Here is a 24,620-nt window from a genome sequence, read left to right as displayed (position 1 = left end):
TTGTCAATAACAATTCTAGTACATATTTAACTATATTTGCAAAAATAAGTTGAGAGAATACGAAGTATGAAAAACATCAGAAACTTTTGCATCATCGCACATATAGATCACGGTAAAAGTACCTTAGCAGATAGATTGTTAGATTATACAGGCTCTGTAACTGAGCGTGAAAAACAAAATCAGTTATTAGATAATATGGATTTGGAGCGCGAACGTGGAATTACCATAAAGTCGCACGCAATTCAAATGGATTATGAATTAAATGGAGAAAAATATATTCTAAATTTAATTGACACTCCAGGTCACGTAGATTTTTCTTACGAAGTTTCTAGATCTATTGCCGCTTGTGAAGGTGCTCTATTAATTGTAGATGCTGCTCAAAGCATACAAGCACAAACGATTTCAAATTTATATTTAGCTTTAGAGAATGATTTAGAAATTATTCCTGTGCTGAATAAAGTAGATTTACCATCTGCGAACCCAGAAGAAGTTACAGATGATATTGTAGATTTATTAGGTTGCGATCCTGAAGAAGTAATTCACGCAAGTGGAAAAACTGGTTTTGGGGTTGATAATATTTTAGAGGCCATTATAGATAGAGTTCCTGCGCCAAAAGGAAACCCTGATGCGCCATTAAAAGCATTAATTTTCGATTCGGTTTTTAACTCTTACAGAGGTATTGAAACCTATTTTAGAGTGATTGATGGTTCTATTAAAAAGAATCAGCAAATAAAATTTATGGCAACTGGTAAAGAATATAGTGCTGATGAAGTGGGTACTTTAAAACTAGAGCAAGTTGTTAAAAAAGAAATAAAAACAGGTGATGTTGGGTATTTAATTACCGGAATAAAAACTGCAAAAGAAGTAAAAGTTGGAGATACAATTACCGATTTTGCAAATCCAACAACCGATTTAATTGATGGTTTTGAAGATGTAAAACCAATGGTTTTTGCTGGTATTTATCCTGTAGATACAGAAGATTATGAAGAGTTGCGTAACTCTATGGAAAAACTGCAATTAAATGATGCTTCGTTGGTGTTTCAACCAGAAAGTTCAGCAGCTTTAGGTTTTGGTTTTCGTTGTGGATTCTTAGGGATGTTGCATATGGAAATTATTCAAGAGCGTTTAGAACGTGAGTTTAATATGACTGTAATCACCACAGTTCCCAACGTTTCTTATTTTGCGTATACCAACAAAAACCCCAAAGAAGCCATTATTGTAAATAATCCGTCAGATTTACCAGAGCCATCTAAATTAAATAGAGTAGAAGAGCCATTTATTAAAGCTTCCATTGTAACGAAATCAGATTTTGTGGGGCAAGTAATGAGTTTGTGTATCGAAAAACGAGGGCAAATTGTAAATCAGACGTATTTAACTACACAAAGAGTAGAATTAATTTTCGAAATGCCTTTGGCAGAAATTGTATTCGATTTTTATGATCGTTTAAAAACAGTTTCTAAAGGATATGCTTCTTTCGATTATCATCCAATAGGTATGAAAGAATCTAAATTAGTGCGTGTAGATATTTTATTAAATGGAGATTCTGTAGATGCGCTTTCTGCACTTTTACACGCGGATAACGCTTATACTATTGGTAAAAAGATTGTAGAAAAATTAAAAACATTAATTCCAAGACAACAGTTCGATATCCCTATTCAAGCTGCAATTGGAGCAAAAATTATAGCCAGAGAAACTACCAAAGCTTTACGTAAAGATGTAACTGCAAAATGTTATGGTGGAGATATTTCTAGAAAACGTAAACTATTAGAAAAGCAGAAAAAAGGGAAAAAGAGAATGCGTCAGGTGGGTAATGTAGAAATACCGCAAGAAGCATTTATGGCTGTTTTAAAGCTGAATGATTAATATCTTTAGAATAGAGAAATTAGATAAAAGAATATAGAAAGAGCCTTTTTGAGAAATCAAAAAGGTTCTTTATTTGAAGCTATTTCCAGCTTTTCGTTATATCTTTTTATACTGAATCAAGTTTAGCCTAAAAAGGATACGGTTTTAATCAGGGTTAAACTAATTGCTTTTATTGATAAGTAAGAGCTCAACCAATGTTCATTGGTCTAAAAAATTAAATAAATAAAAGCTTCAATAAAATCGAAGCTAGATAAAAGTTTTATAAAAATCATTTTTACAATTAGTCTCTACTAGCCATTAACCTTAAAACCCAATAAGCTAACATTGCTAATGAACCTAAAGCTGCAACTAAATAGGTTCTAGCAGCCCATTTTAAAGCATCTTTAGAACTTGCGAATTCTTCTCTACTTACAATATTTTTATTTTTTAACCATGCTAAAGCTCTATTACTTGCATCATATTCTACAGGGAGAGTTATAAAACTAAATAAAGTAGCTATTCCCATTAATACTACACCACCAGCTAAAACCCAATATCCTAAGTTAGATGCAGCTCCAAGTAATAATCCACCCATAACTAAGTATTGTGAAAATTTAGAAGAAACGTTTACCATTGGTACTAAATTAGAACGCATTTCTAACCATTTATAAGCTTTAGCGTGTTGAACAGCATGTCCAACTTCGTGAGCAGCAACAGCAGCAGCAGCAGCGTTTCTTTGATTATAAACAGCTTCGCTTAAATTTACTGTTTTGTCTTTTGGGTTGTAATGATCAGTAAGTCTACCTGGAGTGGAAATGACTTTCACATCATAAATGCCATTATCAGCTAACATTTTTTCTGCAATTTGAACTCCACTCATTCCATTTCTGAGCTCAACTTTAGAATATTTCTTAAATTTTCTTTTTAAAGTATTACTCACTAACCAGCTAAATAGTGATATTACACCAATTATTATATAGTATTCTATACCTATTACCATAATTTAAAATGTTTTAAATTGTATATCATTTTTGTTTGATAAATTTACAACATAAAGTATTCCATTTTATTGTTTGGAATATAAAAATGACAAAATGGCAAATAAACCTCGCATCCTACTTATTTACACTGGCGGAACCATTGGAATGATTAAAGACTATAAAACCGGAGCCTTAAAAGCATTTGATTTTAGTCAGATTGTTGAAAAAATTCCAGAATTACAACAGTTAAATTGTAATATTAAAAGTGTTTCCTTTAAAGAACCTATAGATTCTTCTAATATGAATACTTCGTATTATCTAGATATCGTAGAGATTATTGAAGAAAACTATACAAAATTTGATGGTTTCGTAATTTTAACAGGATCTGATACAATGTCTTATATATCTTCAGCGATAAGTTTTATGTTAAAGAACCTTAAGAAGCCAATTATTTTTACAGGCTCGCAATTACCTATTGGAGATTTAAGAACAGATGCGAAAGAAAATTTAATTACTTCGATTCAAATTGCTGCAACTAAAGAAAAAAACAAACCAGTAATTTCTGAAGTTTGTTTGTATTTCGAGTACAAATTATACAGAGCTAACAGAACAACAAAGATTAGTGCAGAACAATTTGAGGCTTTTAGTTCTATGAATTATCCACCATTAGCAGAAAGTGGTGTTCATTTAAGTTTTAATAATCACTTGATTCATCAACCAATAAAAGATTATAATGAGTTGATTGTTAGAAAAGATTTAGTTGATGATATTGTAATTTTAAAACTATTTCCTGGTATCAGTAAACAAGTAGTAAGAAGTATTTTAGAAATTCCAAATTTAAAAGGCGTTGTATTAGAAACCTTTGGTTCTGGAAATGCACCTACAAAAGCTTCATTTATTCAAATGCTTAAAGAGGCTATTGATAGAGGTGTCAAGATTGTAAATGTTACACAATGTATTGGAGGTCAGGTTATTCAAGGTCACTATGAAACTAGTGTTGCCTTAAATGATATTGGCGTAATTAATGGTAGAGATATTACAACCGAATCAGCAATTGCCAAATTGATGCATTTATTATCTAAAAAAATATCAACAAAAGAGTTTACATTTTTATTCGAAAAATCTATGAGGGGTGAAATGACAGATAAAAAAATATAATTTTTAAAAGTAAACTCCGCTTAACAAATTGAGTGTTTTTTTTTAAATGTTCAAATATTTTTTGTTACTTGGCACTCTCTTAAACATAATAAGCTGTTTTTTTACTTTTTTAGAGTTAAAATAACCAACTTATTATTTTTTTGAGTTGAAAATTTATATCTTTAACCCGTTAACTATTAAAATAATTATAACAACGATGAAAAAAGTAGTAAATATCCTATCAATAGCAGGATTTATGTTTTTTGGAGCAATTCAATCAACTTTCGCACAAGAAGCAGCTGAAGAAAAAACTTTCCACCAAGAATTAAAACAACGTTTTATTGAGGGTGACCCAGGATTTATGGGAATTGTATTAGTAGCCTTAATTTTAGGTTTAGCCATTGCAATAGAAAGAATTATATATTTAAACATGGCTTCTACAAATACTAAAAAATTAGTGGCAAGTGTTGATGATGCTTTAAGTTCTGGAGGTGTAGAAGCTGCTAAAGAGGTTTGTAGAAATTCAAAAGGACCTGTTGCTTCAATCTTTTATCAAGGATTAGATAGAGTAGATGAAGGAGTAGATGCAGCTGAAAAAGCAGTTGTTTCTTATGGTGGAGTACAAATGGGATTATTAGAGAAAAATGTATCTTGGTTATCTTTATTTATTGCTTTAGCACCGATGCTTGGTTTCATGGGTACTGTAATTGGTATGATTCAAGCTTTTGATATGATTGCAGTAGCAAATGATATTTCTCCTGGAGTTGTAGCAGTTGGTATTAAAGTAGCATTATTAACTACTGTATTTGGTTTAATTGTAGCAATTATATTACAAATCTTTTATAACTACATAGTTTCTAAAATCGATAGTATAGTAAATAGCATGGAAGATGCATCTATTCAATTGATTGATTTATTAGTAAAATATAAAAAGTAGGATACATTATGAAGAATAATATATCGAAAATTTTAAGCATTTTCATTGCTGTTATAGCTTTGATTGGAGCATTTCTCTTCATCAGAATTTTTATGACTGATGCAGATGATACTGAAGCTTTAAATAGCGCAGTAAGTAGTATCGTTTCTTTTTCTACCATATTAATATATTTTGCTATTGGAGCAACTGTAATTCTTTCTTTAATTGGGCTTTTTACAAATCCAGATAATTTAAAAAAGACATTATTAAGTGTAGCTATGTTAGGTGTAGTATTGGTTTTTGCATACTTCTTAGCAGATAGTGAAGCTGTTTTAGATTCACAAGGAAAAGTGTTAGAAGGTGGAGAAGCAGGATCTTCTACAAACCAATGGGTGGGTACTGGAATATGGTATAGTGTAGCCTTAGGTTTTGTAGCAAGTATGTTTTTTGTTTACGATTTAGTAAAAGGATTAATAAAATCATAAAAAGATGGCAAGAAGAGATACTCCAGAAATTAATGCAGGTTCGATGGCAGATATTGCTTTCTTGCTTTTAATTTTCTTTCTGGTAACAACTACTATGAATGTAGATTCTGGTGTTTCTAAGAAATTATCTGAAAAACCACCAGCAGATTATGTTCCACCTGTAATAAAAGAAAAGAACATCTTTGAAGTAAATATTAACAGAAATAATGAGCTTTTGGTAGAAGGTGAAAGAATGGAAGTTAAAGACCTTAAAGATGCTGCTGTTAAATTTATAGATAATGGTGGAGGTGAAGGAAAGGTCGAGAATGGTGTAGCCACTGGGCCTTGTAATTACTGTAAAGGTGAAAGAAGTGAGAAATCATCAGATCATCCTAATAAAGCGATTATATCTGTTCAGAGTGATAGGTTAACTGAATATGGAACTTATTTAACAGTTCAAAACGAATTGTTAAGAGCGTATGCAGAATTACGAAACAGACTATCGCTAGAAAGATATAAAATTCCTTTTCCGGAGTTGGAAGAAGCTTATAAAGATGATAGAGATAATGAAGATTTAAAAAAGAAAGTAGAAGATATCAAAACAAGTTATCCTCAAATTATTTCTGACGCTGAACCTACATCTAATTAATTTTTAAAATATAACAATATGTCTAAGTTTAGAAAAAAGAAGAAAGGAGTGCCAGCAGTTAATACTGCAGCATTACCAGATATTGTTTTTATGTTGTTATTTTTCTTTATGGTAACAACTACCATGAGAGAAACTTCTTTACAGATAGAAGCTCCAAGATTACCTTCTGCAACAGAGGTTAAAAAATTAGAACATAAAAGTTTAGTTACAACGATATATGTAGGTAAAGCTAAAGATGCCAAATATGGTACTAGTTTTAATAGAATTCAGTTGAATGATAAAATTGCAACTGCAGATCAAGTTCCTGCATTTATTATTAATGCTAGATCTAAAGTTTCTGAAGCAGAAGTGCCATTTATGACAACTTCTATAAAAGCAGATAAAGAATCTAGTGTTGGAACTATAACTGATATCAGATTAAAATTAAGAGATGTAAACGCTCTTAAAATTAGTTATTCAGCTTCTAAGGCTGCTGCTAATTAATTTTTTAAATGTAAAAATAAGAAAAGGGATGATTCATTAGAATCATCCCTTTTTATTTACAACTATATTTTTTCTTTGCAATCGAAATATTGTATATTTATATAACGTTATTTTTCTATGTATAAATTTGTATTCTCTATATTTTTAACTCTCTTGGGCTTAAATTGTATGGCTCAAAAAGATTCTTTACAGCTTGGAGATAGGTATGCTGAAGATCAAATTTATGCAACTATTTCTTATGCACAGTTTTACAATCAACCTAGTGTAATTACAAGAAGTAGTTTCTCTTTTGCATTATCATCAGGATTCATAAAAGATATTATTTTAAATAAGAAAGGTACCTTTGCAATCGCAATGGGTGTAGGATATGGTTTTGACTCTTTTAACCATAAATTGAAAGTAGATGAAGTAAATAATACTAGTGTTTTTTCTTCTGATAATTCAATTTCTTCCAATTTTTTTAAATCCCATAATCTAGAATTTCCATTAGAAATCAGGTGGAGAACTTCGAACGCAAATAAATATAATTTTTGGAGAGTTTATACAGGGGTGAAATTTCTGTATAATTTATCCAATACTTTTGATTACTTAGACAATAACAACATGCAATTTAGTTATAGAAATATATCATCTTATAATAAATTCCAATACGGTTTAACAATTTCTGCGGGTTATGATGAGTTTAATATAAATGTATTTTACGGGATGACTCCTGTTTTTAATAACGCTACAATTAATGGCGAAAATATACAGACTAAAATTATAAAGTTTGGTCTGATTTTTTATGTACTATAAAAAATAGTTTACAATTATTGGAGCTATAAAACCTAGAAAAAAACCAATATAAACTTCTTTTTGAGTATGCGCTTTTAAATGAATTCTAGCGCTAGCTAATAGCCCTGAGAGAAGCAAACTAATAATAATAACTATAGTAAAACTTTTACTGTACTTTGTATGTAAGATTAGAAAAAAACCTACCGATATACCTAAAGATAAAAGGTGAATACTAGTTTTAAATTTAAAAATAAAGAGCACATAAATAATTGCTAAACCAAAAGAAGTTGCATAAAACAATAACCCTAAATCCGATAAATTAGGGGTGTAATCTAAAGTATTTCCTAATAAATAGAATAATACAATCATCATTGCAATCGGAATTTTCCGTTCTTTTATACTTTCTGCTTTAAATGATTTTATTAATTTTAATCTTTTAAAAAGTATAAGAATTATTAGCGGTATTATATATGTTGTAACAAAAATAAAACCCAGTACTGTAAGTTTTTGATTACTATCAAACCGATTTGGTACTAAAATAAAATACAAGAGTACACCAATTGTTGGGATTACAATTGGATGTAACATAACAGATATGAATTTGTGGAACTTCACTAAATTTCTTTTCGTAAACGTGCTACAGGTAAGTCTAATTGCTCTCTATATTTGGCAACCGTTCTTCTTGCTATAGGATATCCCTTTTCTTTTAAAATCCCAGCAAGTTTTTCATCAGTTAAAGGTTTTTTCTTGTTCTCTTCTGCAATTACATTTTCTAAAATTTTCTTAATTTCTTTGGTAGATACATCTTCACCTTGGTCATTTTTCATTGATTCAGAAAAGAATTCTTTAATCAATTTTGTACCATAAGGTGTAGAAACATATTTACTATTGGCTACTCTAGATACGGTAGAAACATCCATGTTAATTTTATCTGCGATATCCTTTAAAATCATTGGTTTTAACTTACGTTCATCACCAGTTAAAAAATATTCATATTGATAATGCATAATGGTGTTCATTGTAACCAAAAGTGTTTGTTGTCTTTGTTTAATCGCATCAATAAACCACTTAGCAGCATCTAATTTTTGTTTTATAAAAAACACAGCATCTTTCTGGGATTTACTTTTTGTTTTAGATTCTTGATAACCTTTTAGCATATTATTATATTCTTTCGAAATATGCAATTCAGGTGCATTTCTAGAGTTTAAAGTAAGATCTAATTCACCGTCGGTAATTTTAATTGAAAAATCGGGAACAATTTGTTCAGCAATCTTATTATTACCTGCATAAGAACTTCCTGGTTTTGGATTTAATTTAGAAATTTCGATATTAACTTCTTTCAATTCTTCTTCAGAAATATTGAATTTTTCAAGTAGTTTCTTGTAGTGTTTTTTTACAAAATGATCAAAAGCTTCTTCTAAAACAGATATCGCTAAACTTCTATTTTTTGTTTTTTCTTTTCTTTTTAATTGAATAATTAAACATTCTTTTAAATCTCTTGCTCCAACACCAATAGGGTCTAAAGTATGAATCACTTTTTTTAGAACTGAAACCACTTTTTCTTCAGTTGTAAAAACATTTGCAGTAAAAGCTAAGTCATCTACTAAATCTAAAACATCTCTTCTAATATAACCGCTATCATCAATACTACCCACTAAAAACTCTGCAATTGATTTTTCTTCATCATTTAAACTATACGTGTTTAATTGATTTTTTAAAGACTGATGAAAGCTTGTTCCTGCTGCATAAGGCACGTTTTTTTCTTCATCATCTGAAGAGTAATTATTTGCTTGAGTTTTATAACTAGGAACTTCATCATCGCTTAAATATTCGTCAATGTTTATGTCTTCTGCTTCAATTTTTTCATTGCCAGTATCATCATATTCATCAGCTAATGAATCTTCAAACGAATCGGGTTCTTCTTTACCAGTATCTAATGCAGGATTTTCCTCAATTTCTTGTTTTAATCGTTCTTCAAAAGCCTGTGTAGGCAATTGAATTAACTTCATCAATTGAATTTGTTGAGGTGATAATTTTTGTAAAAGTTTATATTGTAAGCTTTGTTTTAGCATAGATTTAAATATACAAAAAAAGGTTTAAAATTCAGCATTTTGAGGCGTTCTTGGAAAAGGAATTACATCTCTAATATTACTCATTCCTGTAACAAATTGTACTAACCTTTCAAAACCTAAACCAAAACCAGAATGAACAGCAGTTCCAAATTTACGTAAATCTAAATACCACCATAATTCCTCTTCTGGAATGTCTAATGCTTTCATTTTTTCACCTAAAACATCATAACGTTCTTCTCTTTGAGAACCTCCTACAATTTCCCCAATTCCTGGGAATAAAACATCCATTGCTCTTACTGTTTTGCCATCATCATTTAAACGCATATAAAATGCTTTAATGTTTGCAGGATAATCAAATAAAATTACCGGACATTTAAAGTGTTTCTCCACTAAAAAACGTTCGTGTTCAGATTGTAAATCTGCTCCCCATTCGTTAATTGGAAACTGAAATTTTTTCTTTTTATTGGGTTTAGAGTTTCTTAAAATGTCAATTGCTTCCGTGTAAGAAATTCTCTTAAAGTCATTGTCTACAACAAATTTTAGTTTCTCTAACAAACTCATTTCACTTCTTTGAGCTTGCGGTTTACTTTTTTCTTCTTGTGTTAAACGTTGGTCTAGAAAAGCTAAATCATCTTTACATCTTTCTAAAATAGCATTAATCACATATTTAATAAAATCTTCTGCCAAATCCATATTGCCATCTAAATCCATAAAAGCAACTTCGGGTTCAATCATCCAAAATTCGGCTAAATGACGTGTTGTATTCGAATTTTCAGCTCTAAATGTGGGGCCAAAAGTGTACGCTTTTCCTAAAGACATCGCAAAGGTTTCTGCTTCTAATTGACCAGAAACCGTTAAGTTGGTTTCTTTGCCGAAGAAATCTTTTGAGTAATCGATATTTCCATTTTCATCAATTGGTGCTTCATTATCTTTAAAAGTAGTAACTCTAAACATTTCTCCCGCACCTTCTGCGTCTGAACCGGTTATAATAGGCGTATTTACATAATTAAAATCCCTTTCTTGAAAATATTGATGCACAGCAAAAGACAACTTAGAACGTACACGCATCACTGCACTAAACGTATTGGTTCTCATACGTAAATGAGCATTTTCACGTAAAAATTCAAAACTATGTTTTTTGGGTTGAATTGGATATTCATCAGGATTAGAATCACCTAAAATTTCAATTTCAGATACTTGAATTTCTACAGACTGTCCTCTTCCTTGACTTTCTGCTAAAGTTCCTTTTACAGCAATAGCTGCACCTGTATTTATTCTTTTTAAAGTTTCTTCTGGTGTGTTTTCAAAATCGATAACACATTGTATATTATTAATAGTAGAACCATCATTTAAAGCAATAAAACGATTGCTTCTAAATGTTCTTACCCATCCTTTTAATTGTACTTCTTGTAATAATGCTTCTGTCTGTAAAATTTCTGCAACGCTTGTCTTCATCATTGTTATAAAAAATAAAATATTAAAAAGTAAAGATACTTTTTTGCAACAGAATGAGCAATGAAAGAAATGTCAATAAAAATATAAAATTTAATAAATAAATAACGTGCTTATTCTCAGTGGTTTTCGTTTTTTTTTTTAACTTTGGGTAAAACTATAGTTATGAAAAATAAAATTACACTTCTACTTTTATTTTTAGTACCGTTTCAAATGGTATTATCTCAAGTACCACAAGAAGAAAGAGAAGCCTTAATATCTTTATATAATTCTACTGATGGGACCAACTGGTCCTATAGGACTTTTTGGAATACTAATGCAAATGTTGGAGAATGGCATGGTGTTAAAGTTGAAAATATTAATGGTCAAGACCATGTAACAGAATTAAAATTAATTGCTAATAATTTAAAAGGAGAAATTCCAGATTTATCTGGTTTAAAAAAATTAAAGTATTTATATCTTCATAATAATAAAATTTCAAAATTTATTGATGGAAGCTGGGATTTACCTGAATTGACTCATTTGTATATAAATAATAATCAACTAACTAATATTCCCAATAATATAGGTAATATACCAAATTTAATGGATTTACAATTAGAAAATAATTTAATTACTTCTTTACCATTAATAGACAAACCTTTAGAGAAAATTCAAATATTAAATTTAAGTAATAATAAGTTTGAAACTATTTCAGACGGTATAGGAGCTTTTACAAAAATTATAAAGTTATATATAAGGAACAATCCATTAAAAGAGGTTTCTCCAAAAATTGCCAATTGTAAAGATTTACTAACATTAGCCATTCATTTTGATGGTTATCAAAACTTTCAGTCTGCCATAAATAGTTTAACTAATTTGCAAAAAATAGATATACAAGGCATAAAAGACCATGAAGTAGATATAAGAAATTTAAAAAAACTTAATGTTATTAGTTTTAACAGAACTAAACTAAAAACCATTAAAATTGGTGTTGAAAATACTATTAATTTAAACTATTCTAGCAATCCAACTGATTATACAATAAGATCTTACTTTAAAGAAGATAATCCTTATTTAACCTGTTTGGAAGTTGGTAATAGAACTAATGATTGGCTTGATTATATGCAATCAGAAGGTTGGGCTTATACATTTCATAGCGGTGTTGTACCTGTTGAACAATGTACAGGAAATTATTATGTTTCTAATGATGAAAGAAGTGCTCTAAAAAAAGTTTTAGAAAGTGGATATAATGATGATTTCTCGTATATTCTTGATTCAAATTTTAACGTTGGAACTATTCAGGACTTGTATTCGGTTAATGTTTCCCATGACTTTAGCTTAAATTCTACAAATATTACATCATTAAGATTTATTGATTTTGAAGGGGCTTTAAATTCAGAAATTAAAAATCTTCCAGAATTAAAGAGTTTGGTATTTTATTATCATGTTAATTCTACAAAAATTCTTTCTAGCTTACCTTCAGAAATTGGAGAGCTAACAAAACTAAAAGAGATTTATTTAAAAGATACTAAGCTAATAGCGTTGCCAAATGAAATAGGGAACTTAACCTCATTAGAAAAATTTACACTGAATAATAACAGTGTAATAGAATTTCCTAACATAAGCAACCTTTCTAATCTCAAATATTTAAACATTTCTAATAATAAATTGACTTCTATACCCGGTCTTGAAGGATGTACAAAGTTAGAATATTTAAACTTTAGTAGTAATAAAATTACAAGTTTAATGCCTGATATTGGTCCACTAGAAGCTTTATCATATATAAATGGTCAATTAAATGAACTTATTGAGGTGCCAGATAATTTAGGAAATCTACTTTATTTAGAAGAACTACATCTTTCTTATAATAAAATAAAAGGTTTTATAGACTTAAGTAATAATTTAATCTTAAAAAAATTAACTTTAAAAAATAACAAAATTGAAGGTTTAAAATTAGATGCGCCAGCATCTAATTTCAGGTGGGACGCTATAAACTTACAAGAGTTACCATACTTAGGCTGTGTAGATGTTGCAACTCCTTGGGTAAATGCTTGGAGATCTAGATTGTATGTTGCGAATAGTATGCCTGGTTTAATAATTACGGCAAATTGTTCTGAAATAAAGACCTTAAGTGCTGAAGCTCGAGAAACCCTTTCTAATTTTTACACAAGCACTGGTGGAGGTACAGATTGGATTGGTGAGAACTGGGAATTAACAGATGTAGCCTTTTCTGGTAATTTGGCAATCTGGGAAGGTTTAGAGTCGGAGGTAATTGATAATGAAGTCCAAGTAACTAGAATTCTTTTGGCAGAACATGGCTTAACTGGCACCTTTAGTTTAAGTAATTTACCAGAATTAATTGATTTAGATTTAGGTGGAAATTACTTTAATGAAGAAACTCCTTATTTTGGTGAAAATTTAAATAAATTAGCAACAATTCGTTTAGACAACAATAACTTTTCGGGAAACTTAAATGTTAATAACTTTATTTCTTTACCCTCTTTAGATAACCTGAATTTATCTAACAATAAATACTCGGGCCCTATACCATCTTCAATAGGAGACTTGTCAAGTATTAGATATCTTAACTTATCAAGTAATAATTTTATAGGAGATTTTCCTGACTTTTTTTATGACATAACTTCTTTAATTGAATTAAATTTAAGTTACAATAATCTTTCAGGAAGTTTGTCAGATTCAATTGGAAGATTAACTTCTCTAGAAATTTTTAATATTGGTTATAATAACTTTTCAGGAAGATTTCCTGAAACAATAGATAATATTAAAGGTCTTAATCAGCTTTATATAAATAATAATAGTTTTGAAGGAAATGTATTAACCTCTAATATTGATAATTTATATAGAATTAATGTTAATAACACAAATATTAGTGGTCTAAAAATAAATAAAGCTCCCAGTCATTATAAAAATAATTATGGAAGTTTTCATGCTAGAAATAATCCTAATTTAGGGTGTATAGAGGTTGATAACTCACATGTAAATTTATGGAGCTCTTATTCACGAGATTCTAGTGTTTCTTTTGATTCTGGAGTTGTTTTTTCTGATAATTGTAATTATACTTTATCTATAAAAGAGGATCTTTTAGAGAATCAATTTCTAGTGTTTCCAAACCCAGTAGAAAATGTATTAGAAATTAAAACTTCAAACAATATTAAAATAGATAACCTAGAAATCTACACGTTATTAGGGGAGAGAATTAAATCTCTTAAAAAAATAACTAATACAATAGATATTACTAATTTATCAAAAGGTATTTATCTTTTAAATATTTATACAGCACAAGGTAAAGTCACTAAAAGAATAGTTAAAAAGTAAATTTATTTTTCTTTTTCTTCTGGAGGAAAAATTTTCATTGCTGGTTCTTTAAATACTTTTTTGTTTGCTATTTTCTTCTCAAAGGATAATAATAAAGAAGGTAGTAAAAGTAAGTTAGAAACCATTGCTAATAAGAGGGTTATAGAAACTAAACCACCCAAAGCAATTGTGCCTCCAAAACTTGATAGTGTAAAAGTTAAGAAGCCAAAAAACAATACAATAGAAGTATAAAACATACTTACGCCAGTTTCTCTTAAAGCTGCATAAACAGAGGGTTTAATTCGCCATTTATTAGCAATTAATTCTTGTCTATATTTGGCTAAAAAGTGAATCGTATCATCTACAGATATACCAAAAGCGATGCTAAAAACTAATATAGTAGATGGTTTTATTGGGATGTCAAAGAATCCCATTAATCCAGCAGTAATTAATAGTGGTAATATATTTGGAATTAAGGATATAAAAATCATTTGTGGAGACCTAAACATCCATGCCATAAAAATGGCAATTAAGAAAATAGCTAATGATAAAGAAATGACTAAGTTTTTTATTAAATAATTTGTTCCTTTAATAAAAACTAGAGCTTTTCCAGTTAATGAAACATCGTACTTTTCTGATGGGAATTCTTTAGCAATAACCGCTTTTAAACGTTCTTGAATAGCATCCATTTTTTCGGTGCCGATATCTTTCATAAAGGTTGTTATTCTTGCGTAACGTCCTGTCGAATCAACAAAATTTTTCAACATACCAGCATCACTATTAGAGTTTTTGGTATATGCAAAAATGTAACTTTGTTCTTGTACTGTTGGTAATTGATAATATTTTGGATTTCCTCTGTAATATGCTTGTTTAGAGTATTTTACTAAATTAGTAACGGATACTGGTTTAGAAAGTTCAGGAAAAGATTCTATAGTTTCATTTAACTCTTCCATCTTTTTTAAAGTAGAAAGTTTCATGACTCCTTTTTCTTTCTTAGTATCAATTAAAATCTCTAGAGGCATAATACCACCAAACTCACTTTCAAAGAATTTAATGTCTTCATAAAAACTTTCGCTTTTGGGCATATCTTCAATTAAACTCCCAGAGACTTTAATTTTATACACACCAATGATTCCAGCAATAATTACAATTACAGTTGCAAAATAAATAGTAATTCTATGATTTCTAACCATTCTTTCCATCCAATCTACTACATTTTCTATCCATCTTCTTTCAAGATGATTTAGGTGTTTTTTCTTTGGAAGTGGCATAAAACTATAGATGATTGGAATGATCAATAATGCCAAAATGAAAATACTGATGATATTTACAGAAGCTAAAATTCCGAATTCTCGAAGTAAATTGCTTTTTACAAATACAAAGGTTGCAAAACCAGATGCAGTTGTAATGTTGGTCATTAAAGTGGCATTTCCAATTTTAGAAATAACACGTTGTAACGCTTTGGCTTGTTGTCCGTGTTTTTTAATTTCTTGTTGATATTTATTAATTAAAAAGACAGCGTTAGGTACGCCAATTACAATAATTAATGGTGGAATTAAAGCAGATAAAACTGTAATTTCATATCTAAATAATCCAATAAAACCAAACGCCCATGTTACACCGATCATTACAACTAGAAGCGTAATAAAAGTGGCTCTATAAGAACGAAAAAAGAAGAAGAATATTAAAGCTGTAATAAGTAAAGCTCCACCAACAAATTTTCCAATTTCATCTTGTATGTTTTGAGCGTTTAGGGTTCTTATATAAGGCATTCCAGAAACACGAACATCTAAATTGTTTTCTTTTTCGAACTTATCAATTATTGGAATTAAAGTATTAAAAATAAAATCTCTTCTTACAGGAGTATTGATAATTTCCTTTTTGATGTATATAGCTGTTTGAAGAGTTCCGGTTTCTTTATTGTATAATAAATTATCGTAGAATGGGAGTTTTTCAAAAAGTTGGTTTTTTATATTTTTAACTTCTTTTGAAGTTGTTGGGTCTTCATCATACAAAGGCTCTAAAACAAATTTTCTTTTTTTTCTATCTACTTTTAATTTTTGAACATCTGCAATAGAAAGTGTAAAATCAATTTCATCTAAGCTGTCAAATTTCCTGACCAAATTATTCCAAGCATTAAATTTTTTAGGTGTAAAAACTGTAGAGTCTTTAATACCGAGAATAACTAAATTGCCTTCTTCCCCAAAAATTTTTAAAAACTGATTGTATTGTAGATTTGCTTCATGATCTTCTGGTAAAAGATTTGCTTCTGTATATGAAAATTTCATATACTTCATTTGAGTTGCTAATAGACCGGTAATTATAGCTATACCTAATAAAACCAAGTAACGATTTCTTAAGATAACACCAGCAGCTTTTGTCCAGAAATTCATTTAAAAAAATTTACGCAAAGGTAAGTTAAATTGAGTTTAAGTTTAAAAATGAAAAAGAGTGCTTAAAAACACTCTTTACATTTTATATTTTTATATTGTTAAGATTTCTGTCTCTTTAGTAGCTAATTTTCCATCAATTATTTTAATATAATTGTCGGTCAAATCTTGAATATCTGCTTCTGAATTTTTCTTCATATCATCAGAAACATCTAATTTTTTTATATCATTATTTGCTTCTTTACGAGCATTTCTTATACCAACCTTTGCATCCTCAGCTTCAGCTTTAGCTTGTTTAGCTAAATTTTTTCTACGTTCTTCTGTTAATGGTGGTACATTAATCATAATAACATCACCATTATTCATTGGGTTAAAACCTAAATTAGCAACTTGAATAGCTTTTTCGATTTCTTGTAACATATTTTTTTCCCATGGTTGAACACTTAATGTTCTAGCATCTGGAGTATTTACATTGGCAACTTGACTCAAAGGAGTTTGAGAACCATAATAATCTACCATAACTGTACTTAACATTGCTGGTGTGGCTTTACCTGCTCTAATCGTTTTTAATTCTTTTTCTAAATGAGCAATAGCCTTATCCATAGCTTCTTTAGCAGTATCTAAAATAAATTCTATTTCTTCGTTCATTTTTAGTAAATTTTAAAAGATTATATTTCCAATTATCATTGGATTGATTTAATAGAATCTCTAAAGTATAATCTTTAGAGAAGGTTTCTTCAATTATTGATTATCAACAACGGTACCAATTTTTTCTCCGGATAGTAATTTTACTAAATTCCCTTTTTTATTCATATCAAAAACTATAATTGGCAATTTGTTTTCTTCACTTAATGTAAATGCAGTCATATCCATCACTTTTAAACCTTTATCTAAAACCTCTTTAAAAGTAATGTTTTCAAATTTTATTGCATCTTTATTTTTTTCAGGGTCAGATGTATATATTCCATCCACTCTTGTTCCTTTTAAAATAGCATCCGCGTTTACTTCGATAGCTCTTAAAACTGCAGCTGTATCGGTTGTAAAATATGGATTACCAGTGCCAGCTCCAAAAATTACTACTCGTCCTTTTTCTAAATGCCTAATTGCTTTTCTCTTAATGTAAGGTTCTGCAACTTCTTTTATTTCTAATGCAGTTTGTAGTCTTGTATGAACACCTTCATCTTCTAATGCACTTTGTAAAGCTAAACCATTAATACAAGTGGCTAACATCCCCATATGATCACCCTGTACTCTGTCCATACCATTACCTTCTCCAGCAACACCTCTAAAAATATTTCCACCACCAATAACTATAGCAACTTCTATACCATTATTTACAACTTGTTTTATTTCTTTTGCATATTCAGAAAGTCGTTCAGGGTCTATTCCGTATTGTCGATTACCCATTAAAGCCTCGCCACTTAATTTTAGTAGCACTCTTTTGTATTGCATATTTTGTTTTGAAAGTTGTGCAAAATTACCATTTTTTTTCGAGTTTCCTTTTTTTTGATAAATAAAAAACCTCGCAAATTTGCGAGGTTTTTAAATATTATTTTATGGATGAGATTATCCTAAAGTAACTCTTTTAAAAGAAGATACTTCTACATCACCATAAATTTTTACATATTGTGCAACGTTTTTCTTTTCATCTTTAATAAAAGTTTGGTCTAAAAGACATTGTTCCATATCTAAAGTGGTATTATCTGCTATGAATCTTTCCATTTTACCTGGTAAGATTCTATCCCAAATTTTCTCTGGTTTACCTTCAGCAGCTAATTGTGCTTTAGCAGCTTCTTCTGCTTTTGCTAAAACTTCTGGAGTTAATTGAGACATTGAAATAAATTGAGGAACATTTTTTAATGTTTTTCCTAATCTTCCTAATTCAATATTATCTTTTTCGATAACTGCAATTCTTGCTTCAGTTTCTGCAGTAACATAAGCAGGGTCAAAATCTTTATAAGATAAAGTAGTAGCTCCCATAGAAGCAACTTGCATTGCAATATCTTTAGCTAATGTTTCAGCATTATCTACAGCAGCAGATAAACCTACTAGAGCAGCAATTTTACCAATGTGAGTATAAGCACCTACATAAGCAGCTTCTATTTTTTCAAAAGCAGTAATATCTAATTTTTCACCAATTACACCAGTTTGTTCTACCAATTTATCAGCAACAGACATTCCACCAAAATCGGCAGCTAAAAATTCTTCTTTAGTAGAATAGTTTAATGCAATATCTGCAAATTGACCACCCAAAGCAACAAACTTTTCGTTTTTACCAACAAAGTCAGTTTCACAAGCTAAAACAATAGCAACACCTTCTGTTTTTGCATCGTTAATTCTTGTTACTGCAACACCTTCTGTAGATTCTCTATCAGCTCTTTTTGCAGCTATTTTCTGTCCTTTTTTACGTAAAATATCGATTGCTTTGTCAAAATCACCTTCTGCTTCTACTAATGCCTTTTTACAGTCCATCATTCCAGCTCCAGTTGCTTCTCTTAATTTTTTTACGTCAGCAGCACTAATTTTTGCCATTTTTAATCCTTTTTTAGAAACGTTAGTTTCTTTTATTAAATTATTTTTTTTCTTCTGTAGTAGTTTCTGTTACTTCTGCAACAGCTTCTTCTTTGATAGGGGCTTCTTTAGCCTCTTTTGTTTTTTCCTTACCCGCTTTTCTTTCAGATAAACCTTCTGCAATAGCATCTGTTACAAAGCCTAAGACTTTGTCAATAGATTTAGAAGCATCATCATTTGCAGGAATTACAAAATCTACCTGTCTTGGGTCAGAGTTTGTATCAACCATTGCAAAAATTGGAATGTTTAATTTTTGAGCTTCAGCTACAGCAATATGTTCTTTTTTGATGTCTATTACAAATAAAGCACCTGGTAAACGAGTCATATCAGAAATAGAACCTAAATTCTTTTCTAATTTTTCTCTTTGACGGTTAATTTGTAATTTTTCTCTTTTAGACAGAGCATCAAAAGATCCATCAGTCTTCATTCTATCTATAGAAGCCATTTTCTTTACAGCTTTTCTAATAGTAACAAAGTTAGTTAACATACCACCTGGCCATCTTTCTGTAATGTAAGGCATGTTTACTGCTTTCGCTTTATCAGCAACAATATCTTTAGCTTGTTTTTTTGTTGCAACGAATAAAATTTTACGACCAGAGTTAGCAATTTTTTTAAGAGCTTCTGAAGTTTCTTCTATCTTAGCTGCAGTTTTATACAAATCTATGATGTGTACACCATTACGTTCTGTATAAATATAAGGAGCCATGTTTGGATCCCATTTTCTAGTTAAGTGCCCGAAATGAACACCGCTTTCTAATAATTCTTGAATGTTTACGTTTGCCATTTTTTAAATGTGTTTACTTTCTGTTTTTTTGAAATCAATAGTTAAGTAGTCTTTCGAGTCTTAACTATTTAGATACTAAACTGTTATTTATATTTGATAACAGTAATCTAAACAATATATTAACGTTTAGAGAACTGGAATTTCTTACGTGCTTTCTTCTGACCGAACTTTTTACGTTCTACCATTCTAGGGTCACGAGTTAATAATCCCTCTGGTTTTAATACTGCTCTATGCTCTTCGTTAATAGCTACTAGAGCTCTTGTTATTGCCAAACGAATTGCCTCAGCTTGTCCAGTTACACCACCACCATAAACATTTACATTGATATCGTAAGATGTTAAGTTTTCTGTTAACATTAGTGGTTGTTGTACTTTATATTGTAAAGTTCCTGTTGTAAAGTAACTTTTAAAGTCTTTTTTGTTTACTGTAATGTTACCTTTTCCTTCAGAAAGATAAATACGCGCTACAGCAGTTTTTCTTCTACCGATTTTGTGAACTGTATCCATTATTTGTAATCGTTAAGGTTAATAGCTTTAGGTTCTTGACCTGCGTGTTTGTGCTCGCTACCTGCATATACATACAAGTTTCTATATAAAGCGCTACCTAAAGTGTTTTTTGGTAACATTCCTTTTACTGCTTTTTCGATTAATCTTGTAGGATCTTTCTCAAACATTTCTGTTGCAGTTAACGATCTCTGACCTCCCGGATAACCAGTGTGTCTGATATAAGATTTATCAGACCATTTTTTACCTGTAAGGTTAATTTTCTCTGCGTTGATAATAACCACGTTATCTCCACAATCTACATGAGGAGTAAAGTTTGGTTTGTATTTACCTCTAATTAGCTTTGCTACTTTAGAAGCTAGACGACCCAACGTTTGCCCGTCTGCATCAACTAAAACCCACTCCTTGTTTACGGTAGCGCTGTTTGCTGATACTGTTTTGTAACTTAATGTGTTCATAATTACACTTTTAGTCTTTGTTCTATATTTATAATATTACTTTTCCTTAAAAAAGGAGTGCAAATGTACTATTATTTATTTGATTGACAAATAGTGATTTAGTTATTTTTTAACTTTTTAAAGTGTTAAAATTTCAAAGTAATTATTAACATAACCTTATGAAAATAGAAAAGTACTTTTGTAAAAGCAAAAATTAGTTTTAAATCATTATTTTTTCAAGTCAACTACCAATATTTTATGAAGCTACGCCCATATCTTCTATTTGTATGTATTTGTATTTCTTTCGGAGTTTCTGGTCAAGAATCAACAGCAATATCACTACCTAAAAGAGTTTATACAACAAAAAAATTAAAAAAAACACCAGTCATAGATGGTGATATTTCTGACGAAGGTTGGAATATTGTTGAATGGTCATCTAACTTTACAGAGAAAAGACCAGATGAGGGAACTCCTCCAACTTATCAAACAAAGTTTAAAGTAATGTACGATTCTAAATATCTTTATATTGCTATAAGAGCTTTTGATGATGAGCCAGATTTAATTCAACAGCGTTTGAGTAGAAGAGATGGTTTTGCAGGTGATAGAGTAAATGTAATCATCGATAGTTATCATGATAAAAGAACAGCTTTTGTTTTTACCACAACAGCAGCAGGTGTTAAAGGTGAAGAAATAATATCCCAAAATGGCAATAATTGGGATTCAAGCTGGAATCCTATTTGGTATACAAATGCTAAAGTAGATGAGAAAGGATGGACTGCAGAAATGAAAATTCCATTCAGTCAATTACGATTTGGAAAAGCAAAAGAGCAAATATGGGGTTTTAATGTTAATAGAACTATTTTTAGAATTCAAGAACGCTCTCTTTGGCAAAGAATACCTAATGATCAAGCAGGTTTTGTAAGTGAAGCCGGAGAATTACATGGCTTAAAAAACTTAGTATCTCAAAAACAACTAGAAATTCAACCTTTTTCTGTTTTTCAACAAGATATATATCCAGCAGAAGTAGGTAACCCCTATAGAGACGGAAATGATTTTAAAATAAACGCAGGTTTAGATGCCAAAATTGGAATAACTAATGACTTAACATTAGATTTGACAGTAAACCCAGATTTTGGTCAGGTCGAAGCTGATCCAGGCGCGATTGCTTTAGATGGATTTCAGATATTTTTTAGAGAGCAACGTCCTTTTTTTGTAGAGAATTTTAATATTTTCGATTTTGAATTTGCTAACGGAAGTGATAATCTTTTTTATAGTAGAAGAATTGGTAGAAACCCTCATAGAAGTGCCAATATACAAACTGGCGAGTTTGCAGATGTTCCACAGAATTCAACAATACTAGGAGCAGCAAAGTTTTCAGGTAAAACAAATGAGGGTTGGTCAATTGGTGTCTTAGAAAGTTTAACAGCAAATGAGTTTGCTACCATTAAGCAAACTAATGGGTCTGAAAGAGAAGAAATTGTTGAACCAATGACTAATTATTTTGTGGCTAGGGCTCAAAAAGATTTTAATGAAAGAAACTCTTTTATAGGAGGAATTTTTACAGCGACAAATCGTTTTTCGGATGGTAATTTTACAGAACTTCATAAAGCTGCTTACACTGCTGGTATAGATTTTCAGCATAACTGGAAAAACAGAACTTACTATATAGATGGTAATGTTATTTTTAGTAATGTTCAAGGAACTGAAGAGGCTATTACTGCTACTCAACGAACATTACGTCATAACTTTCAAAGAGTAGGTGCTAGTCATGTTTTTGTTGATAATAATAAAACAGCATTAACAGGAACAGGAGGTAGAATAGAAATTGGTAAAAATGGCGGAGATAATTGGCGTTTTAATGGAGGAGTAATTTGGCGCTCTCCAGAACTAGAGTTAAATGATGTTGGTTTTTTAAGAAGAACTGATGAAATCATTCAGTTTAGTAACCTAAATTATTTATGGCAAGTTCCCACAAAAACTTACAGAAATATCGATTTGGGTTTTGAGCAAAGTACTTTTTATGACTTTGAAGGAAATTTGAATAGAGTTAGATATGAAGTTAGAGGAGAAATAAGCTGGATAAATAATTGGTGGACAGAATCAGGTTCTGGTTTAAGTACTAATTATTTTGATAACTTCTATTTAAGAGGAGGTCCTCGATTTAGAAGGCCTAACACAGGGTATTGGTATTTTTTCTTCGGTTCTGATAGAAGTAAATTGTTCAGTTTTACCCTAGGGTATTCCAATAGATTTACCTCAGAAAATGTAGTTGGTAGAGATCGCTTTGCAATACGTACCAATTATCAACCAACCGATGCATTAAGTATGTCTTTAGATATAGAATATGCTAATTTGTATGATAGAACCCAATATGTAACAGAAACAAAATTTAACAATGCAACAAGGTATATTTTAGGTAGAATTCAAAACCAGACCTTAACCACAACATTACGATTAAATTATAGTTTTACACCAGATATTTCGCTTCAATTTTATGGACAACCATTTATCTCTAAAGGGACTTTTACAGATTTGAATTATGTTTTAAATCCTACAGGAAATACAATAAATGATAGAATTTCTGTTTATGACAGTAATCAAATTAATCTACAAAAAGATGTTTACTTGATTGATGAAAATAGAAATGGTAATGTAGATTATAGTTTCTCAAATCCAGATTTCTCATTTGTACAGTTGCAAACTAATTTAGTAGCAAGGTGGGAATATATTCCAGGTTCAGAATTATTTTTTGTATGGTCCAGAGGCTCTGTTGGAAATGTAAACCCTTCTAATGATTTACTTGGTAGCGTTTCAGATCAAGTTTTTAATCAGCCAGCAAATGACACTTTTTTAGTGAAAGTTACCTATAGATTTACTAGGTAATTTCATTAAAAAGTGGCGCGTTGTAAACGATCATTAATTGACTTTCCTAAATCATTATTAGGGAAACGTTCAGCAATAATAATATCTAAATTTTGAAGATCTAATTCGTGTAAACTGCTGTAAAGGTTAGTTGCAGCTTCCTGTAAAGATTTTTTCTTAGATAAGATAATCTCAGTCAAAGCATCATTGTTTAAAGATTGATAAAAAACAAGCACGCCAACTTTTTTATTTGGATGTTTTTTAACTTCTGATGCCACATCATCAACTAAAAAAGTACGTGTAGATGGAGCATAATGTCTTGCTAACATTCCTGGTGCATCAGGTTTATGTTCTTTTTTATTTTTAACAGTAATTTTACCAATAACGGCTTCAATTTCTTCTAAAGCCAATGCACCTAGTCTGTAAATAATAGGTTCATCATCTTCAAAACCAATAATAGTAGATTCGATACCATTGGTACAAGCACCACCATCTAAAACCATTTCAATATCATTTTTAAAATAACGCGCTACATGTTCTGGTTTTGTTGGACTAATACTTCCAAAAGGATTAGCACTTGGAGCAGCTAAAGGAAACTTTAAATTTTCTAACAAATTTAAAGTTAAAGGGTGATTTGGAATACGTACAGCAACAGTGTCTTTGCCTGCGGTAATTAAATCAGGAATTTTTGATTTTTTTTTTAAAACTAACGTCATAGAACCTGGCCAAAAAGCATCGGCTAATAGTTTTGCTTTATTAGGAATGTGATTAACGATGTTATCTAATACTTCGACAGAAGGTATATGAACAATTAAAGGATTAAAAAAAGGACGTTTCTTTGTGGAAAAAATACTTTTTATCGCTTTTTCACTAAAAATATTTCCAGCTAACCCGTAAACTGTTTCTGTGGGTATGGCAACTAATTCTTCATTAGATAATAACTGAACAGCTTTTTGTATGTCTTTAGAAATAATACTCATAATTTTCGTTTGCAAAATTAAGGATAA

General features: G+C 30.2%; 21 protein-coding genes. 9 read left to right on the top strand and 12 right to left on the bottom strand.

Features of this window, described 5'->3' with window-relative positions:
- Positions 1 to 66 precede the first annotated feature (66 nt).
- On the top strand, positions 67 to 1,863 hold the full coding sequence (gene lepA, locus DIS07_RS03670; RefSeq protein ID WP_109403886.1) for a translation elongation factor 4: 1,797 nt from the start codon (positions 67 to 69) through the stop codon (positions 1,861 to 1,863).
- Positions 1,864 to 2,143: 280 nt separating this feature from the next.
- Here lepA and DIS07_RS03665 read toward each other — a convergent pair whose 3' ends face one another.
- A complete protein-coding gene (locus tag DIS07_RS03665) occupies positions 2,144 to 2,842 on the bottom strand; it encodes a zinc metallopeptidase (protein WP_109403885.1) in 699 nt (232 codons plus the stop codon).
- Between the two features lie 94 nt (positions 2,843 to 2,936).
- Between DIS07_RS03665 and DIS07_RS03660 the strand changes: the two genes are divergently transcribed.
- From DIS07_RS03660 to DIS07_RS03635, 6 genes are all read left to right on the top strand, one after another.
- Positions 2,937 to 3,980 (top strand): asparaginase, encoded by a 1,044-nt coding sequence (locus DIS07_RS03660; protein ID WP_109403884.1) that lies wholly within the window; start codon positions 2,937 to 2,939, stop codon positions 3,978 to 3,980.
- A gap of 196 nt (positions 3,981 to 4,176) precedes the next feature.
- A complete protein-coding gene (locus DIS07_RS03655) occupies positions 4,177 to 4,896 on the top strand; it encodes a MotA/TolQ/ExbB proton channel family protein (protein ID WP_109403883.1) in 720 nt (239 codons plus the stop codon).
- A gap of 8 nt (positions 4,897 to 4,904) precedes the next feature.
- On the top strand, positions 4,905 to 5,360 hold the full coding sequence (locus tag DIS07_RS03650; RefSeq protein WP_109403882.1) for a hypothetical protein: 456 nt from the start codon (positions 4,905 to 4,907) through the stop codon (positions 5,358 to 5,360).
- Positions 5,361 to 5,364: 4 nt separating this feature from the next.
- Positions 5,365 to 5,988 (top strand): ExbD/TolR family protein, encoded by a 624-nt coding sequence (locus DIS07_RS03645; RefSeq protein ID WP_109403881.1) that lies wholly within the window; start codon positions 5,365 to 5,367, stop codon positions 5,986 to 5,988.
- An 18-nt stretch (positions 5,989 to 6,006) separates the two neighbouring features.
- On the top strand, positions 6,007 to 6,471 hold the full coding sequence (locus DIS07_RS03640) for an ExbD/TolR family protein (RefSeq protein WP_109403880.1): 465 nt from the start codon (positions 6,007 to 6,009) through the stop codon (positions 6,469 to 6,471).
- Positions 6,472 to 6,639: 168 nt separating this feature from the next.
- Entirely contained in the window at positions 6,640 to 7,266 is a 627-nt protein-coding gene (locus DIS07_RS03635; RefSeq protein WP_235869085.1) for a porin family protein, read from the top strand.
- Here the strand turns inward: DIS07_RS03635 and DIS07_RS03630 are convergent.
- From DIS07_RS03630 to asnS, 3 genes are read right to left on the bottom strand one after another with little or no spacing between them, the layout of a single operon-like run.
- Complete coding sequence (locus DIS07_RS03630; protein WP_109403878.1) at positions 7,261 to 7,833, bottom strand: hypothetical protein; 573 nt, start codon at positions 7,831 to 7,833, stop codon at positions 7,261 to 7,263. The genes DIS07_RS03635 and DIS07_RS03630 overlap by 6 nt on opposite strands.
- Before the next feature lie 26 nt (positions 7,834 to 7,859).
- Complete coding sequence (gene rpoN / locus DIS07_RS03625; RefSeq protein ID WP_109403877.1) at positions 7,860 to 9,317, bottom strand: RNA polymerase factor sigma-54; 1,458 nt, start codon at positions 9,315 to 9,317, stop codon at positions 7,860 to 7,862.
- A 24-nt stretch (positions 9,318 to 9,341) separates the two neighbouring features.
- The gene (asnS, locus tag DIS07_RS03620) at positions 9,342 to 10,775 is read right to left on the bottom strand and encodes an asparagine--tRNA ligase (protein WP_109403876.1); all 1,434 of its coding nucleotides are present in this window, start codon (positions 10,773 to 10,775) and stop codon (positions 9,342 to 9,344) included.
- Between the two features lie 159 nt (positions 10,776 to 10,934).
- Here asnS and DIS07_RS03615 point away from each other — a divergent pair, with 159 nt between their 5' ends.
- Positions 10,935 to 14,087: a leucine-rich repeat domain-containing protein gene (locus DIS07_RS03615; protein ID WP_109403875.1), complete on the top strand. Its 3,153-nt coding sequence runs from the start codon at positions 10,935 to 10,937 to the stop codon at positions 14,085 to 14,087.
- A gap of 2 nt (positions 14,088 to 14,089) precedes the next feature.
- Here the strand turns inward: DIS07_RS03615 and DIS07_RS03610 are convergent, their stop codons facing one another.
- The 7 genes from DIS07_RS03610 to rplM all read right to left on the bottom strand — a co-directional run bounded on the left by DIS07_RS03610 (position 14,090) and on the right by rplM (position 20,772).
- The gene (locus DIS07_RS03610) at positions 14,090 to 16,459 is read right to left on the bottom strand and encodes an efflux RND transporter permease subunit (RefSeq protein ID WP_109403874.1); all 2,370 of its coding nucleotides are present in this window, start codon (positions 16,457 to 16,459) and stop codon (positions 14,090 to 14,092) included.
- 90 nt (positions 16,460 to 16,549) lie between these two features.
- Positions 16,550 to 17,104: a ribosome recycling factor gene (gene frr / locus DIS07_RS03605; RefSeq protein ID WP_109403873.1), complete on the bottom strand. Its 555-nt coding sequence runs from the start codon at positions 17,102 to 17,104 to the stop codon at positions 16,550 to 16,552.
- Between the two features lie 93 nt (positions 17,105 to 17,197).
- The gene (gene pyrH / locus DIS07_RS03600) at positions 17,198 to 17,908 is read right to left on the bottom strand and encodes a UMP kinase (protein WP_109403872.1); all 711 of its coding nucleotides are present in this window, start codon (positions 17,906 to 17,908) and stop codon (positions 17,198 to 17,200) included.
- Positions 17,909 to 18,022: 114 nt separating this feature from the next.
- Complete coding sequence (gene tsf, locus DIS07_RS03595) at positions 18,023 to 18,988, bottom strand: translation elongation factor Ts (protein WP_109403871.1); 966 nt, start codon at positions 18,986 to 18,988, stop codon at positions 18,023 to 18,025.
- A gap of 40 nt (positions 18,989 to 19,028) precedes the next feature.
- Complete coding sequence (rpsB, locus tag DIS07_RS03590; RefSeq protein WP_109403870.1) at positions 19,029 to 19,811, bottom strand: 30S ribosomal protein S2; 783 nt, start codon at positions 19,809 to 19,811, stop codon at positions 19,029 to 19,031.
- Positions 19,812 to 19,930: 119 nt separating this feature from the next.
- Positions 19,931 to 20,317, bottom strand: a complete 387-nt coding sequence (gene rpsI / locus DIS07_RS03585) for a 30S ribosomal protein S9 (RefSeq protein ID WP_109403869.1) — start codon at positions 20,315 to 20,317, stop codon at positions 19,931 to 19,933.
- A complete protein-coding gene (gene rplM / locus DIS07_RS03580) occupies positions 20,317 to 20,772 on the bottom strand; it encodes a 50S ribosomal protein L13 (RefSeq protein ID WP_109403868.1) in 456 nt (151 codons plus the stop codon). The genes rpsI and rplM overlap by 1 nt, the downstream gene beginning before the upstream one ends.
- Positions 20,773 to 21,009: 237 nt before the next feature.
- Between rplM and DIS07_RS03575 the strand changes: the two genes are divergently transcribed.
- Positions 21,010 to 23,634, top strand: a complete 2,625-nt coding sequence (locus DIS07_RS03575; protein ID WP_109403867.1) for a DUF5916 domain-containing protein — start codon at positions 21,010 to 21,012, stop codon at positions 23,632 to 23,634.
- A 5-nt stretch (positions 23,635 to 23,639) separates the two neighbouring features.
- Here the strand turns inward: DIS07_RS03575 and DIS07_RS03570 are convergent, their stop codons facing one another.
- Positions 23,640 to 24,593, bottom strand: a complete 954-nt coding sequence (locus DIS07_RS03570; protein WP_109403866.1) for an L-threonylcarbamoyladenylate synthase — start codon at positions 24,591 to 24,593, stop codon at positions 23,640 to 23,642.
- Positions 24,594 to 24,620 lie beyond the last annotated feature (27 nt).

This window comes from Polaribacter aquimarinus, from assembly GCF_003129485.1.
GTDB classification, from domain to species: Bacteria; Bacteroidota; Bacteroidia; order Flavobacteriales; family Flavobacteriaceae; genus Polaribacter; species Polaribacter aquimarinus.
This window is presented reverse-complemented; position numbering and strand designations above follow the sequence as displayed.

Bases quoted from the DNA above. Each gene is read 5' to 3' on its own strand.
- lepA (WP_109403886.1), top strand. From the start codon at position 67: ATGAAAAACATCAGAAACTTTTGCATCATCGCACATATAGATCACGGT.
- DIS07_RS03650 (WP_109403882.1), top strand. From the start codon at position 4,905: ATGAAGAATAATATATCGAAAATTTTAAGCATTTTCATTGCTGTTATA.
- DIS07_RS03630 (WP_109403878.1), bottom strand. From the start codon at position 7,833: ATGTTACATCCAATTGTAATCCCAACAATTGGTGTACTCTTGTATTTT.
- tsf (WP_109403871.1), bottom strand. From the start codon at position 18,988: ATGGCAAAAATTAGTGCTGCTGACGTAAAAAAATTAAGAGAAGCAACT.
- DIS07_RS03660 (WP_109403884.1), top strand. From the start codon at position 2,937: ATGGCAAATAAACCTCGCATCCTACTTATTTACACTGGCGGAACCATT.
- asnS (WP_109403876.1), bottom strand. From the start codon at position 10,775: ATGATGAAGACAAGCGTTGCAGAAATTTTACAGACAGAAGCATTATTA.
- DIS07_RS03655 (WP_109403883.1), top strand. From the start codon at position 4,177: ATGAAAAAAGTAGTAAATATCCTATCAATAGCAGGATTTATGTTTTTT.
- DIS07_RS03570 (WP_109403866.1), bottom strand. From the start codon at position 24,593: ATGAGTATTATTTCTAAAGACATACAAAAAGCTGTTCAGTTATTATCT.
- pyrH (WP_109403872.1), bottom strand. From the start codon at position 17,908: ATGCAATACAAAAGAGTGCTACTAAAATTAAGTGGCGAGGCTTTAATG.
- DIS07_RS03665 (WP_109403885.1), bottom strand. From the start codon at position 2,842: ATGGTAATAGGTATAGAATACTATATAATAATTGGTGTAATATCACTA.
- DIS07_RS03640 (WP_109403880.1), top strand. From the start codon at position 6,007: ATGTCTAAGTTTAGAAAAAAGAAGAAAGGAGTGCCAGCAGTTAATACT.
- frr (WP_109403873.1), bottom strand. From the start codon at position 17,104: ATGAACGAAGAAATAGAATTTATTTTAGATACTGCTAAAGAAGCTATG.
- DIS07_RS03575 (WP_109403867.1), top strand. From the start codon at position 21,010: ATGAAGCTACGCCCATATCTTCTATTTGTATGTATTTGTATTTCTTTC.
- rpsI (WP_109403869.1), bottom strand. From the start codon at position 20,317: ATGGATACAGTTCACAAAATCGGTAGAAGAAAAACTGCTGTAGCGCGT.
- rpoN (WP_109403877.1), bottom strand. From the start codon at position 9,317: ATGCTAAAACAAAGCTTACAATATAAACTTTTACAAAAATTATCACCT.
- DIS07_RS03610 (WP_109403874.1), bottom strand. From the start codon at position 16,459: ATGAATTTCTGGACAAAAGCTGCTGGTGTTATCTTAAGAAATCGTTAC.
- rplM (WP_109403868.1), bottom strand. From the start codon at position 20,772: ATGAACACATTAAGTTACAAAACAGTATCAGCAAACAGCGCTACCGTA.
- DIS07_RS03645 (WP_109403881.1), top strand. From the start codon at position 5,365: ATGGCAAGAAGAGATACTCCAGAAATTAATGCAGGTTCGATGGCAGAT.
- DIS07_RS03635 (WP_235869085.1), top strand. From the start codon at position 6,640: ATGGCTCAAAAAGATTCTTTACAGCTTGGAGATAGGTATGCTGAAGAT.
- rpsB (WP_109403870.1), bottom strand. From the start codon at position 19,811: ATGGCAAACGTAAACATTCAAGAATTATTAGAAAGCGGTGTTCATTTC.
- DIS07_RS03615 (WP_109403875.1), top strand. From the start codon at position 10,935: ATGAAAAATAAAATTACACTTCTACTTTTATTTTTAGTACCGTTTCAA.